The 13437-nt window shown below is 50.0% G+C and carries 13 protein-coding genes; 3 read left to right on the forward strand and 10 right to left on the reverse strand.

Going from position 1 to position 13437, the window contains the following annotated elements:
• Positions 1 to 17 precede the first annotated feature (17 nt).
• From pqqF to GA565_RS01990, 7 genes are all read right to left on the reverse strand, one after another.
• Entirely contained in the window at positions 18 to 2444 is a 2427-nt protein-coding gene (pqqF, locus tag GA565_RS01960; RefSeq protein ID WP_226950893.1) for a pyrroloquinoline quinone biosynthesis protein PqqF, read from the reverse strand.
• Complete coding sequence (pqqE, locus tag GA565_RS01965) at positions 2441 to 3586, reverse strand: pyrroloquinoline quinone biosynthesis protein PqqE (RefSeq protein WP_152197157.1); 1146 nt, start codon at positions 3584 to 3586, stop codon at positions 2441 to 2443. The genes pqqF and pqqE overlap by 4 nt, the downstream gene beginning before the upstream one ends.
• A complete protein-coding gene (gene pqqD, locus GA565_RS01970) occupies positions 3573 to 3830 on the reverse strand; it encodes a pyrroloquinoline quinone biosynthesis peptide chaperone PqqD (RefSeq protein WP_255474466.1) in 258 nt (85 codons plus the stop codon). Before pqqD ends, pqqE begins: the two co-directional genes overlap by 14 nt.
• A gap of 26 nt (positions 3831 to 3856) precedes the next feature.
• Positions 3857 to 4624 carry a pyrroloquinoline-quinone synthase PqqC gene (pqqC, locus tag GA565_RS01975; RefSeq protein WP_152197158.1) on the reverse strand — a complete coding sequence of 256 codons (768 nt, stop codon included), beginning with the start codon at positions 4622 to 4624 and terminating at the stop codon, positions 3857 to 3859.
• Between the two features lie 10 nt (positions 4625 to 4634).
• Complete coding sequence (gene pqqB / locus GA565_RS01980) at positions 4635 to 5546, reverse strand: pyrroloquinoline quinone biosynthesis protein PqqB (protein WP_152197159.1); 912 nt, start codon at positions 5544 to 5546, stop codon at positions 4635 to 4637.
• A 57-nt stretch (positions 5547 to 5603) separates the two neighbouring features.
• A complete protein-coding gene (gene pqqA / locus GA565_RS01985; RefSeq protein ID WP_038328232.1) occupies positions 5604 to 5681 on the reverse strand; it encodes a pyrroloquinoline quinone precursor peptide PqqA in 78 nt (25 codons plus the stop codon).
• A gap of 186 nt (positions 5682 to 5867) precedes the next feature.
• Positions 5868 to 6938, reverse strand: a complete 1071-nt coding sequence (locus GA565_RS01990) for a dipeptidase (RefSeq protein WP_152197160.1) — start codon at positions 6936 to 6938, stop codon at positions 5868 to 5870.
• Positions 6939 to 7297: 359 nt separating this feature from the next.
• Here GA565_RS01990 and GA565_RS01995 point away from each other — a divergent pair, with 359 nt between their 5' ends.
• The 3 genes from GA565_RS01995 to ybiX all read left to right on the forward strand — a co-directional run bounded on the left by GA565_RS01995 (position 7298) and on the right by ybiX (position 11389).
• On the forward strand, positions 7298 to 7939 hold the full coding sequence (locus tag GA565_RS01995; protein ID WP_152197161.1) for a hydrolase: 642 nt from the start codon (positions 7298 to 7300) through the stop codon (positions 7937 to 7939).
• 423 nt (positions 7940 to 8362) lie between these two features.
• Positions 8363 to 10648 carry a catecholate siderophore receptor Fiu gene (locus GA565_RS02000; RefSeq protein WP_152197162.1) on the forward strand — a complete coding sequence of 762 codons (2286 nt, stop codon included), beginning with the start codon at positions 8363 to 8365 and terminating at the stop codon, positions 10646 to 10648.
• Between the two features lie 63 nt (positions 10649 to 10711).
• A complete protein-coding gene (ybiX, locus tag GA565_RS02005) occupies positions 10712 to 11389 on the forward strand; it encodes a PKHD-type hydroxylase YbiX (protein WP_055775861.1) in 678 nt (225 codons plus the stop codon).
• 105 nt (positions 11390 to 11494) lie between these two features.
• On the opposite strand, the gene GA565_RS02010 is transcribed toward ybiX, so the two are convergent.
• From GA565_RS02010 to GA565_RS02020, 3 genes are read right to left on the reverse strand one after another with little or no spacing between them, the layout of a single operon-like run.
• A complete protein-coding gene (locus tag GA565_RS02010; protein ID WP_152197163.1) occupies positions 11495 to 12046 on the reverse strand; it encodes a CpmK protein in 552 nt (183 codons plus the stop codon).
• Positions 12043 to 12591 (reverse strand): hypothetical protein, encoded by a 549-nt coding sequence (locus tag GA565_RS02015; RefSeq protein ID WP_152197164.1) that lies wholly within the window; start codon positions 12589 to 12591, stop codon positions 12043 to 12045. The genes GA565_RS02010 and GA565_RS02015 overlap by 4 nt, the downstream gene beginning before the upstream one ends.
• Entirely contained in the window at positions 12578 to 13429 is an 852-nt protein-coding gene (locus GA565_RS02020) for an SUMF1/EgtB/PvdO family nonheme iron enzyme (protein ID WP_152197165.1), read from the reverse strand. Before GA565_RS02020 ends, GA565_RS02015 begins: the two co-directional genes overlap by 14 nt.
• Positions 13430 to 13437: the final 8 nt, after the last annotated feature.

Here is a 13437-nt window from a genome sequence, read left to right on the forward strand (position 1 = left end):
GTCAGTTTTATTGAACGTTATTTCAACAATGGTTGATTGTTCAATATCCACCACGGTGCTGTTTTCTGAACCAACTGCTGTTGGAAGTGCTGGAGTGTTGACAGTGTAAGGCTTGAAATCGCCTCGGCGGTGAGCAGGGGAGCATAGGCGTGTGCGCTTAACCAACGTTCGCGAGTCTGCTCAAGTTTATCCTGAGCGGGGACCTCAATACTGTGCCTTAGCGCTGAGCATTTTTCGGCGAAGAGTGTGGGAGAGGTTTCGAGGATGATGTCTTGCATATCGACGATAAATTGCTGTATTTCAGCATAAATCCGCTCAGCAGAATAACTGGGAGACTGTACTGCAAACATGATTCCACTTTCTCCCGCCGATTGCATAAAACGGCAGGTAACGACATAGCCCATGTTTTGTTCAACCCGCAGTCGCTGGAAAAAACGCGGTTCAAAAAATGACGCCAGAATACGCCAGGCGGCAAGGCAGACGGCAGTTTGCTCCGGCAGCGGACAAAACAGCAAAACGGCGGCATCTTCGCTATCGGTCGGGAAAATTGATTTGACCTCGGCCGCACGCGGCGCACGCGCCTGGACTTTTTCGTCGTTGATGTGCCCCGGAAAACGGCTCAAAAGATGAGCAATTCCTTCTAAAAGCCCTGAGCTTCCGCCGTAAAGCGCCGCGTTCCAATGAAGACGGCTAAAGTTCGTGGCTTCACTTTCACCCGTCGCCTCTCCGCTGAGCAGCCTTGGCAGCTGATTGAGCAAGCAGCGAATAGCGATATCGCTTTGTAAGGCCTTCTCGGCAAGGAGATACTGCCTTTCACCTTGATCCTGCAGCGTTTTCGGCATCGTTAAAAGCTGCACTATTAGCGCATTTAGTGTACTGAGTATCACGTCATCAGTGCCGCTTAACTGCAGCAGCCACTGCCCCTGATAGCGCTCAAAGGAAAGGCTGCCTCCCCGATGTGCACAGTCACCGACAATAGCGCGCAAGCTGGCCTGCATCTGATGGGCATTGCGCAGGGTCAAGGGGGTCGCCGCTGCTGGACTGAGGATCAGCACGCCCTCGCTATACTCACTTTTTATCTGAGGCAGGCCGACTTTTTCGGCAGGAAAGTATAGTCGTTCCGGCACACTGTTTTGCGGATAAAAAGCCAGCTTGGGCAAGTCTATGGCATTCACAGCCGGCCAGGTTATTGGGGCCAGCGCAAGCTCAAATCCTTGAACACATCGTGTTGAATTATTCACGTTTGGCGTGACCCACAGTCGCGTCAGATTATCGGTCTTAAGTTGGTCCAGTAGGCTTTGCCAGCCGGCAAGCAGTTCAGCATCGCTCTGTTCAATCGGTGGAAAACCAAAGGCAGTAGCACGTAACTTATCGACCGGCGTCAGCTGTGAAAACGGTTGAGCCGCAAGGTTGGCATAATGGTGCAGCTGCAGCGGCGACACCGTTCTTAAATGTCGTAATCCATGCTGGAAGAGAGCCTCAGCGCGGGCCGCTGTTTCAGGCCTCGCATCGTTAAGCATCATCTCTATGCTGATAATCGAGCCATTTTCGCTGCAGTAGGGTAATGATAGCTGCACAGTGTCGCAACATCCCTGCGTGCGCAGCGCTGCCAGCAGGCTGTTTTGCGCCTCGTCAGTTAAAATCTGGCGCAATAAAGTCAGCGAGGAGGCATCGGGGCGATGGGTCTCTGGCAATGTGAAGGACAGCTGCAAGCGAGGCGTCGCGCCGCTTTGCATCGAGAAATCACGTTCATGGCCCAGCGTTAGCGGCTGAGTGAGGGGCGATTGTTTCTCTTGTGCTGCTGGAAATAGTGTCGCGTACTGCGTCGCCAGTGCGGCGAGTTCTTCTACAGACTGTGGACCCGAGAGCCAGAGGGTCAGATTACCGCTGTGGAAATACTGCTGGTGATAATCGCTCAGCGCCTGCTGCAGCGAATCGATATCTTGGCCAAAATGCGCCAAATTTCCAACGTGAAAGCGGGTTAATGCTGTGGGTGATATTAACGCTGCACCGAGCGCCGCCTCGCATAACGTGTCGGTATCGGTGCTTAACATCTTAAACTCGGCGTCGATTACCGCCATTTCTTGCGCGATAGAATCTGCGGCAAGCAGCGGTCGCGCCAGCATATCAACCAGCCGGGCAAAACCGTCGTCCAACTTGGGCGCAGCGATATCAAAAAACCAGGCGGTCATCGTTGGAAGCGTGGTGGCATTGAGCCTCGCGCCTTCGGCCTGCGCCCAGCTCATCAGGCGCTGCGAGCCCTGATAATGTTGACTGCCGGCAAACACCACGTGTTCGAATAAGTGTGCCAGCCCCGGCCACGCTGAGGGTTCGTGATGACTGCCGGCCGAGAGATGAAACAGGGCAGCCGCGTGTGAGGCCTGCGGGCTGTGAGTCAGATTGACCCGCAGGCCGTTCGCCAGTTGCAGCCTTTTTTGCATCATGGCACCGGCGTTTTGAAAATCAGCTGCTGAGAGTTTTTGCGGTTGCGGAACTGTAGCTGGCTGACCTGAATATTGGTGCAGTTGGCCTGCTCGCGCGCTTCTAAAATCATGCCGTGATGCTCTGATTTGGAACATACCGGATCGGCGTTATCGGCATTGCCGGTCAGCATAAAGGCCTGACAGCGGCAGCCGCCAAAATCTTTCTCTTTTTCCGAGCAGGAACGACAAGGCTCCGGCATCCAGTCAAAGCCGCGATATTTATTAAAGCCAAACGAGTTGTACCAGATGTCTTGTAAGGATTGTTCCAGCACCGACGGAAACTCGACCGGCAGCTGGCGCGCGCTGTGGCAAGGCAGCGCCATACCTTCCGGCGTTACGCTTAAGAAAATTGCACCCCAACCGCCCATGCAACCCTTCGGACGCTCCTCATAATAATCGGGCGTCACAAACAGCAGGTTGGCCAGATTGCCTTTGTCGGCCATCTTGACGCGATACTCCGCCACGACCGCTTCGGCATCAGCGATTTGTTGCCGAGTTGGCAGCAGGCCTTCGCGGTTCAGCTGCGCCCAGCCGTAAAACTGGCAGGTCGCCAGCTCGACGTCGTCGGCCTCCAGCTCAATGCTCAGTTCGATGATTTTATCAATCTGATGAATATTATGGCGATGCAGCACAAAGTTAAGCACCATAGGATAGCCGTGGGCTTTCACTGCTTTGGCCATATCCAGTTTCTGCTGAAATGCCTTGGCAGAACCGGCCAGCGCGGCGTTGAGCGTTTCGTCACTGGCCTGAAAGCTTATCTGAATATGATCCAGACCGGCTTCGGCGAAGGCGTCGATTTTCTTTTCGGTCAAACCAATGCCAGAAGTGATCAGATTGGTATAAAAACCGAGATCACGCGCCGCCTTGATAAGCTCGGGCAAGTCCTTGCGCACCAGCGGTTCACCGCCGGAGAAGCCAATTTGCACCGCGCCCATCGCACGCGCCTGTTCAAACACCGTAATCCATTGTTCGGTGGTCAGCTCTTTCTCCTGCTTGGCAAAATCGAGCGGATTTGAGCAGTAGGGACACTGCAACGGACAACGATAAGTCAACTCCGCCAGCAACCAGAGCGGCGGTTTGACCTGGGGTTTAAGCAGGTTCACGGAAAATTATCCATTTTTGTTCATAGGCTTGGGCAAAAAACTCTTTCACGTCGTCGTCAACGCCGCCCGCTTCTGGGAAACGCTGATTCAGCCCGTCAATGATTTCTGAAAGCAGGCGTTTACCGTCGACGTTTTCCAAAATCATGGCGGCGCTTTCATTGAGTTTTGCCATGCCTTCGGGGTAAAGGATCACGTGGCAATCTTGTGTCGGCTCCCACTGCAAGCGGAAACCGCGACGAAACATTGGCACCTGATTGACGTTAATTTCGATCACAGAAGCTTTCCTTTATGCCATACCGGCTGCTGCGTTACGCTGTGGTAAGGCGCACGGTTGAGCTCATAGGCCATGGTCATTGAGTCGAGCATGGTCCACAGAATGTCGAGCTTGAACTGCAGGATTTCGAGCATGCGTTGCTGCTTTTCTACCGTATTACAGTACGCCAGCGCCAGCGCCAAACCGTGCTCGACGTCGCGATTTGCCTGACTCAGACGGCTGCGGAAATAGTGATAACCTTCCTGCTGGATCCACGGGTAGTGATTCGGCCAGCTGTCGAGCCGCGACTGATGGATCTGCGGCGCAAACAGCTCGGTCAGAGAGCTGCAGGCGGCTTCCTGCCACACCGCACGGCGGGCGAAGCTGACGTAGGCGTCAACGGCGAAACGTACGCCAGGCAGCACCCTCTCTTCTGAAAGCAGCTCGTCACGGTCAAGGCCTACGGCCTCGCCGAGCTGCAACCAGGCTTCAATTCCGCCTTCGCTGTCGCTGTGACCATCGTGGTCAAGAATGCGCTGCACCCATTTGCGGCGGGTTTGGGCATCAGGACAGTTAGCCATAATTGCCGCGTCTTTCATGGGAATACTGGTCTGATAATAGAAGCGGTTCGCCACCCATCCCTGAATCTGTTCGCGCGTGGCCTGGCCGTTGTGCATCGCGATATGATAAGGGTGGTGAATATGATAATAAGCACCTTTCGCACGCAGTGCCTGTTCAAACTCTTGCGGCGACATTAGCACCGCCGTGGAATTAAAAGCGTTCATCTTCGGTTACCTAAAGTGCAATACGCATGCCATCCCAACTGACCTCAACGCCTTGCGCGGTAAGCGCCACACGTTCAGCGGAGGACTCGTCGAGGATTGGGTTGGTGTTATTGATATGAATAAGGATTTTACGCTCGGCGGGCAGAGTGGAGAGCAGTTCCATCAGGCCCTGCTTCTCGGCCAGCGCCAGGTGACCCATATCCTTGCCGGTATTGCGACCGACGCCGGTATTGGCCAGCTCGTTATCGCGCCACAGTGTGCCGTCGATCAGCAGGCAGTCGGCTTTTTTAAGCCAGCCCATCAGCGCATCATCGGGTTCACCCAGACCTGGCGCATACATCAGCGTCTTACCGGTACGGGTATCTTCAATAAACAGGGCAATATTGTGGCCTGGCAGCGGTTTGCCGCGATATTCGGAATACGGCGGCGCATTGCTCAGCAGCGGGATAGCGGTAAATTTCAGTGCCGGACAGACCGTGGTCGTAAACGCTTCGTCGGGGTCAATGGCGTGATGTACCAGGCCACCGTTCCAATGAGAAAGCATGGTGAAAATTGGGAAACCGGTGGTCAAATCCTGATGAACCTCTGGCGTGCACCACACCTGATGCGGACAGCCTTCTCGCAAATTGAGCAGGCCTGCGCTGTGATCAATCTGGCTATCCGTAAGAATGATTGAACCAATCGCCGTACCGCGCAGCACACCGTGTTTATTCAGCTCAGGTGTGGCGGCAATTTGATGGCAAACGTCGGGGGAGGCGTTACACAGCACCCAATCTATACCGTCGTCACTGATAGCAATCGACGATTGCGTACGTGCCGAGGTTTTCATGGTGCCATTGCGCACGCCCTGACAGTTGTTGCAGTTGCAGTTCCACTGAGGGAAGCCACCGCCAGCAGCGGAACCAAGAACGTTAATCAGCATGTGTAGACCAGGAGTAGAAAGAAAAAAATGCCCACAGCGAACTGCGGGCAGGGGGGATTAGCGGTTAGAGATGTACAGAGTAACTTCTAAGCCCAGACGCAGATCAACAAATTTAGGTTTGGTCCATGTAGTCATGGTCGACTCCTCGTGGTGTTACAGGTTAAAAAAACATCATGCCAACAGTTATTGCGGCAGATGACGTGCTCGTTGTCAAATATTCAAAATTTGGCGCGGCAGATGTTCCTCCTAAGCTAAAGTGATATCAACCACGCAAAGAGTAGGGGGATGGCTCACGATGCGCACCGTAAGCCCTTGTTAAGGTTATTCACCCCAAGTTTGCTTTAATACTTTTAACCAGTTGCGATAGGCAAGTTTCTCGATCAGCTCATCGCTGTAACCGGCCTGTTTCATCGTTTGTAACAGTAATGGCAGACCCGTAACATCGCCTAACGCGTCGGGGACACTGATGCCGTCAAAATCAGAACCCAGCCCGACGTGGTCTTCGCCCAATTTTTCCAGCAAATAGTCAATGTGCTGCACTATCCGTTCCAGCGGCGTGTCGGCGTCTCGTTTACCGTCTGCACGCAGGAAAGCGTTGCCAAAGTTCACGCCAACAAAGCCGTCGCTTTCGGCAATCGCCGCCAGCTGTTTATCGGTCAAATTACGCGGTTGGGCGCAGAGTGCATGAGCATTGGAGTGAGTAGCGACGAGCGGTGCATCGCTAAAACGCGCCGTCTGCCAGAAGGCTTTCTCATTCATGTGCGAGAGGTCAATGAGGATTTTTTTGCGATTGCAGGCGCGCAGCAGGCCAAGACCGGCCAGCGTGAGGCCATCGCCGCTGTCGGGGGAGCCGGGAAAATCACCGGTCACGCCTACGCCAAACTGATTCGGTAAGTTCCACAGCGGTCCCAGGCTGCGCAGCCCTGCCTGATAAAACATATCCAGATTACTCAGCGAAACGTCAACCGCTTCTGCGCCCTCAATGTGCAGCACCATCGCCAACACGCCTTGCTCAATGCAACTTTCAATCTCGCGCACTGTGCGACAAATTTTTGCACGCCCGGCAGACTGATTCTCGATACGCTGCAGCAGGCTGATTTGCTGATGAGTTATCGCCAGCGGATCGTGCGGCTGTGTAGCAGCATTCGGTTTCAGCTTGGGCATGTAAGACGCGGGGGGGATAAACACCGCAAAAAGGCCCCCGGCAAAACCGCCTGCACGCATACGAGGCAGGTCCAGATGACCGTCCGGCGTTCCATCAGGTTTTTCTTCCAGCGTGCCGTCTAGAAAAAGTGCCACCGAGTCTGGCGCATCGTTCAACCAAAGGCGCAGCAAAAGGTCATTATGGCCGTCAAAAACAGGCTGAAGCGGGAATTGCAGATTATGGGTCATCAGGATATTCAGTATGTGAAAAGGAGATTGCGTATCTATTAAAAAATATTAAATAAATTATAGCGCATTGAACATTAAGTACGCCCGATAAAAAGTGCGGCTCAATTAATCAAGTTGAAAGGAAATATCACGATCAATTAAATATATCGCAGAAAAACTCTGACCTAGTGATATGAAATAAATGAATTTTTTCAGGCTGCAAAACCTGTCAAAAAATTTTGAACAACTAGACAAATTCTTTCCGCTATCCGCTTCAATCACCCTGACATATTGTTATCCCCAGTAGCCAGTTGAAACAAAAAAACTTATAAATATTCACAACAAATTAACTTAACAATACGCTCTGAGAGGATATACACATGTCTAAATTCGAACTGCTTGACCCAAAAAATTCAACGTTGATTTTCATCGACCATCAGCCACAAATGTCTTTCGGCGTAGCGAATATCGATCGCCAGCAGCTTAAAAATAACACCGTAGCACTGGCAAAAGCGGGTAAAGTTTTTAACGTGCCGGTCATCTATACCTCGGTAGAAACGGAAAGTTTCAGCGGTTATATCTGGCCTGAGCTTTTAGCTGTTCATCCTGATGTAAAGCCGATTGAACGAACTTCCATGAACTCATGGGAGGATGCAGGTTTTGTTGAAGCAGTTAAGGCGACAGGGCGGAAAAAACTGATTATTTCGGCGCTGTGGACGGAAGTTTGTCTGACTTTTCCTGCATTGATGGCGATGAACGAAGGTTTTGAGGTTTACGTGGTGACCGATACCTCTGGCGGTACCAGCGTTGACGCCCACGAACGCTCAATCGACCGCATGGTACAGGCCGGCGCGGTACCGGTAACCTGGCAGCAGGTGTTGCTCGAATATCAGCGCGACTGGGCGCGTAAAGAGACCTACGACGCCGTTATGGATCTGGTGCGCGAGCACAGCGGTGCCTATGGAATGGGGGTGGACTATGCCTACACTCTGGTGCACAAAGCGCCGGCACGGAAGGCGTAAAGGAGCTTGATCCCCTGTTATGTCGGCACTGATTTTTTCTTTAGGTCCGGCATAACGGTTAAGCTTTGTTCAAACTAAGGTGACAACAGTTATCCCTTTAAGAGCGTCAACTCAGATTTACCTTTATAACGGGTAAAGAACCCTCTCGCGTCAATCCTCAGAACTTCCTCAGCATTTCCTCAGAACATCCTCAGAAATTTAAGACAAAAAGTGTTTGAAATGTATGCTAACCGTAAAGAAATGTATTTTTTTCGGTTGTTTTTCGTGATAAAAATAAGAACATAAATGATAACTATTATCCTTATCATTTAAAGTATCATGAAGAAACACCATAACTGACTGTTTACCCAAGTTTTTTATATCGGGCGGTTGGTTATCTGCATGATGGGCCTGCTCACTACCTAAAAACTTATAACGAAGAAAATGGAAAAAAATAACATTACGCCTTTTAGCAGCTTTAACTCGCTAACGTTGTTTACCGGTTTATGCATTGGTATCTCCTCCCCTGTAATCGCACAGGCTGCTGAGAATACGAATAAAAAACAAGATGATACGTTAGTTATTGAGGCTCAGGTGCCTTCTCTTTATTCTCCAGGGCAGTCCGCGGACCCAAAGTTTACCCGTCCGCTTGTTGATACCACGCGCACTATTACCGTCATTCCAAAGCAGGTTCTTAACGATCAGGGGGTGAATAATCTGACTGACGCGTTGAAAAACGTGCCGGGCGTTGGCGCGTTTTATGCTGGCGAAAACGGCAGCTCGTCCACCGGTGACGCAATTTATATGCGCGGCGTAGATACCTCTAACAGCATTTATGTGGATGGCATTCGCGATATCGGCAGTGTGTCGCGCGATACTTTCAACACTGAACAAGTGGAAGTTATCAAAGGCCCTTCCGGCACCGACTACGGACGCAGCGCTCCCACCGGTTCAATCAATATGATAAGCAAGCAGCCGCGCATGGATACCGGCATTGATGCTTCCGCCAGCGTGGGCAGTGCCTGGTTCCGCCGCAGTACGCTGGACTATAATCAGGCGTTTGGTGAAAACTCGGCCTTTCGTTTAAACCTGATGGGCGAAAAAACGCACGACGCCAGCCGCGACAGCGTGCAAAATGAACGCTACGGCGTGGCCCCGTCTCTGGCCTTTGGCCTGGGCACGTCGAATCGCCTGTTCCTGAATTATCTCCACGTTACTCAGCATAATACGCCTGACGGCGGTGTTCCGACCATCGGTCTGCCGGGTTACTCCGCGCCTAATGCTGCAACATCAGCGTTGAACTCTTCGGGCAAAGTTAACAGCCATAACTTCTACGGTACCGATTCGGATTATGATGATTCGACGACTGATACCGTGACGATGCGTTTTGAACACGACTTCTCCGATAGCACCACTATTCGTAATACCACGCGCTGGTCTCAAATCAAGCAGGATTATCTGCTCACTGCGGTGATGGGCGGCGCGACAAATATCACTCAGCCAAATGCGAACGTGGGCAGCTGGCAGTGGTCTCGTTTGGCTAACCTCAAGGATGTCAGCAACAGAATTCTGACCAACCAGACGAATATAACTTCTAAATTCCAAACGGGATCGGTAGGTCACGATGTGAGCGCCGGGGTTGAATTCACCCGCGAGCAGCAAACCAACTATGGCGTGAATGCGCTGACGCCGCCGTCAGTAAATATTTATCATCCAAACAGCAATATCTCGATCGGTGGTCTGGATCGCAACGGTGCCAACGCCAACGGCACCACAGACACTGTGGGTATATATGCATTTGATACTTTGCAAGTTACTCAGTCGTTTGAGCTGAACGGCGGCATTCGTCTCGATAACTATCACACCTCCTACGACAGTGCGACAGCCTGTGGAGCAACAGGGCGTGGCGCTGTTGCTTGTCCGGTCGGAGCACCCAAAAATACCCCGGTTACTACCGTCGACACCAACACATCTGGCAACCTGGTTAACTGGAAACTCGGTGCGCTTTATCATCTGACAGAAAACGGTAATGTTTACGTCAACTATGCAATTTCTCAGCAGCCTCCGGGCGGAAATACCTTTGCTTTGGCCGCCAGCGGCACAGGCAACAGCGCTAACCGTACCGACTTCAAACCGCAAAAGGCTAAAACCTCCGAAATTGGCACCAAGTGGGAAGTTATGGATAAGCGCCTGCTGCTCGCCGCCGCGTTGTTCCGTACCGATATCGAAAACGATGTAGAGGCCAACGACGATGGCACCTATTCTCAATACGGTACCAAACGTGTGCAGGGTTATGAGCTTACCGCAACCGGTAACATTAACTCGGCCTGGCAGATCATGGCCGGTTATACCCAACAGCATGCCTCAGTGCGTCAGGGGGCTATCGTCTCTTCCGACGGTTCTTCATCTCTGGCCTACACGCCAAAACACGCCTTCACGTTATGGAACCAGTATCAAATTAGCGATGACTGGTCCGTGGGCGGCGGAGCGCGCTATGTAGGTGGCCTGAGCCGAGGTACGGACGGTGCGGTAGGCACACCGACCTCTACCGAGGGTTACTGGGTGGCAGATGCGAAGGCCGGTTATAGAATTAGCCGCAACGTTGACCTGCAGCTGAATGTTTATAATATATTCAATAAAGACTACGTTGCGTCGATCAACAAGAGTGGATATCGCTACCATCCGGGTGAAGAAAGAACGTTCCTGCTTACGGCGAACGTGCATTTCTAATGCCGGATTTAAAATAGATAACGTGGGGCTTTTAGCCCCACGATTTCATATGAGACCCCCAATATGATGTACCGCGTTCCAGCAGTATTAAATTCGGACGAAGTGGCTGCTTTTAATAGAGAATTGGATAAGGCCCCGTGGATTGACGGACGTGCGACCGTCGGCGCCCAAGGCGCACAGGTAAAAAACAACCAGCAGATTGATACCCGCAGTGAAATTTATGCAATTTTGCAGGCGACAGTGTTGAAAGCATTGCAAAATAGCCCACTGTTCTTCGCGGCGGCACTGCCAAAAAATATCTCTTCTCCGTTGTTCAACCGCTATCAGCAAAATGAAACTTATGGTTTTCACGTTGACGGGGCGGTCCGTAACAACGGCGAGTCCGGTTGGATGCGAACCGACCTCTCCGCCACGCTATTTTTATGCGAGCCTGAGAGTTATGAGGGCGGCGAACTTGTTGTTAATGACACTTATGGTCAGCATTCGGTCAAACTACCGGCCGGTGATTTGATTCTTTACCCTTCCAGCAGCCTGCACTGCGTAACGCCGGTGACACAAGGCACCCGTGTGGCATCGTTTATGTGGGTGCAATCGATGATCCGCGACGACAAAAAACGCAGCATGCTGTTTGAGCTCGACGGTAATATTCAGAAGCTAAAAGCGCGACATGGCGAAAGTGAAGAAGTATTGTCGCTGCTAAACCTTTACCACAACCTGTTGCGCGAGTGGTCAGAGATCTAGTCAGTATCTTCCACCTATTCTCATGAAGAAACTCAGAAAAAAATCAGCCCAGGCACAGTGTCCTCAGGCTGATTTTTTTGCAGACAGTGCTGAAGACTCAACAGGTTAATAAAGAAGGTCGAGCTGATAGGGTTCACCGACGATTTCAATTTTTCCAGCGGGGATTTTTTTAAAATTAGCTTGGTATCTTGCCGTCTTGATACCTGAAATCAGATTGTCTACATCAGTATAGGCAAACCGCACAGATGGATGTCTGGCCCATGAAGGTAATGAGCTTATCGAGTAATCAAAAATGACACTACCCGACTTTTTATTTTGATAAATGCGCTCAATATGTTCAACCACCATTTTTCCATAACAGAGATCGCCGTACTTATTAAATTCCTTGAGTCCTAATGACGTGAGTTGCCAAGTTTTCTGCTTGCCAATTATTTTAGAATGCGTTAATTCCGCATCGGTAAGGGCTTCCATTTTAGCATTAATATAGCCATAAGAGATATCTTGAGTGGCAACGTGCACTGGCCAAACGGTTGTGCCCAGGCATAGGGGAGGTTGTTTATCTAAGGATTCTTGAATTTTTTTTATATACATGCTGTTATTGGCTGAGTGAGAGATAAAAGGCATAAGCAGTAAGAGAGTTAAATACAGGGGTTTCATTTTTCAGCCTTAAGATTTAATTTTTCAAACGCCTCATCAATGTTTAAATACTTATCCGACGTTTTATAACTTTTCACGTAATCCCAATAAAAATTTGGCACACCTGGATCTTCATGGTTCTCCATTAGCTTATATTGAACGAATTTTACTGGGAGTTGATCAAACATATCGCCATTGTCTTTTCCAGCAAGGATTTTTCGCGCAGTTATCATATAAAGTACTTTTCCCAGTTTATGAAGCTCATAGCCTGAGGTTTTTATTGATGCAGCGGAAAGAACTTCGTCATACCAGGTAAATCCAGAGTTATTCGGGACGGGCACGATGTAATGCCGATTCTGTTTATTTATTATAAACAGGGTTAACGTTTTGCTCGTGTGTGAGGTATTATTATCAAAGGTACTAACAAAGAAAATTCCTTTAACACCATGAGCCGTGATATTTAATGCGTTCGGGCCATCATGTAGCTTCATTTTTGTCGTGGTTATCGCATGAACACTGAAGTTTATACTCAATAAAAGGAGTAGGCCAAGGCTACGTTTTTTCATCAAAAACACTCCTGACCAGTCGAAACCCTATATCCGGCATAGAGAAGCCAGCACTGTGGGTGTCACAGCTTGCAAGATTGGATGTTTTAAAGAGGTAGCTACCGCCGCAGAAGTAATACATTTTTACTCCCATAACATCTTCGCTGGTATAAACCCATTCTGAAACGTTGCCACTCATATCATATAGGCCGAGCGCATTAGGTTTCAGGCTTCCAACTTTATTGGTGCCGAAATGCTTAGATGTATATTCAGGAAACCAGGCGACGTCCTTATTATTATAACTCCCGGCAAAAGGCGCGCCGTAACTTCCGGCACTCAAGGCCTGCTTGCCACCTCTCGCCGCAACTTGCCATTCATTTAAGGTCGGTAAACGATATCCGTTCGCCAACGGGTTTATATGTATTACAGCATCCGTACTATTGATATGGATTGGCTCATTATTCTCCAAATAATAGACGGGTTTTAATCCTGAATACTCGCTGAGGGCATTAGAGAACACAACAGTGTCTAGCCAATCCACATTGGTGACGGGATGCTGATTTCCCCCTTCTCCAGGCAAGAGACAATCCTCATCAGATGCACCATTGCATCCTTCGTTAAACACATATTGATGAATTTTTGCCCATTGATATATGTGTTGATAAAATGCATAGGTTACTTCGGTATTCATTATAGAGAAGCTTTTTAAAGTGATATTAGCATTGGTGCTGTAATCATGTTTACCAAAAACACCCCCTGCATAATATTTTCCTTGCTCTACAAGGGATTCTTTAATGCTTGATGCGGCTTCAACATTAAACGAGAGGGGAAATAGAAAAATAATATATTTTATGTTCATATTTAACC

The sequence above is a fragment of the Rouxiella sp. S1S-2 genome, from assembly GCF_009208105.1.
In the GTDB taxonomy this organism is placed as follows: domain Bacteria; phylum Pseudomonadota; class Gammaproteobacteria; order Enterobacterales; family Enterobacteriaceae; genus Rouxiella.

Bases quoted from the DNA above. Each gene is read 5' to 3' on its own strand.
- pqqF (WP_226950893.1), bottom strand. From the start codon at position 2,444: ATGATGCAAAAAAGGCTGCAACTGGCGAACGGCCTGCGGGTCAATCTG.
- pqqD (WP_255474466.1), bottom strand. From the start codon at position 3,830: ATGTTTCGTCGCGGTTTCCGCTTGCAGTGGGAGCCGACACAAGATTGC.
- pqqC (WP_152197158.1), bottom strand. From the start codon at position 4,624: ATGAACGCTTTTAATTCCACGGCGGTGCTAATGTCGCCGCAAGAGTTT.
- pqqB (WP_152197159.1), bottom strand. From the start codon at position 5,546: ATGCTGATTAACGTTCTTGGTTCCGCTGCTGGCGGTGGCTTCCCTCAG.
- pqqA (WP_038328232.1), bottom strand. From the start codon at position 5,681: ATGACTACATGGACCAAACCTAAATTTGTTGATCTGCGTCTGGGCTTA.
- GA565_RS01990 (WP_152197160.1), bottom strand. From the start codon at position 6,938: ATGACCCATAATCTGCAATTCCCGCTTCAGCCTGTTTTTGACGGCCAT.
- GA565_RS01995 (WP_152197161.1), top strand. From the start codon at position 7,298: ATGTCTAAATTCGAACTGCTTGACCCAAAAAATTCAACGTTGATTTTC.
- GA565_RS02000 (WP_152197162.1), top strand. From the start codon at position 8,363: ATGGAAAAAAATAACATTACGCCTTTTAGCAGCTTTAACTCGCTAACG.
- ybiX (WP_055775861.1), top strand. From the start codon at position 10,712: ATGATGTACCGCGTTCCAGCAGTATTAAATTCGGACGAAGTGGCTGCT.
- GA565_RS02010 (WP_152197163.1), bottom strand. From the start codon at position 12,046: ATGAAACCCCTGTATTTAACTCTCTTACTGCTTATGCCTTTTATCTCT.
- GA565_RS02015 (WP_152197164.1), bottom strand. From the start codon at position 12,591: ATGAAAAAACGTAGCCTTGGCCTACTCCTTTTATTGAGTATAAACTTC.
- GA565_RS02020 (WP_152197165.1), bottom strand. From the start codon at position 13,429: ATGAACATAAAATATATTATTTTTCTATTTCCCCTCTCGTTTAATGTT.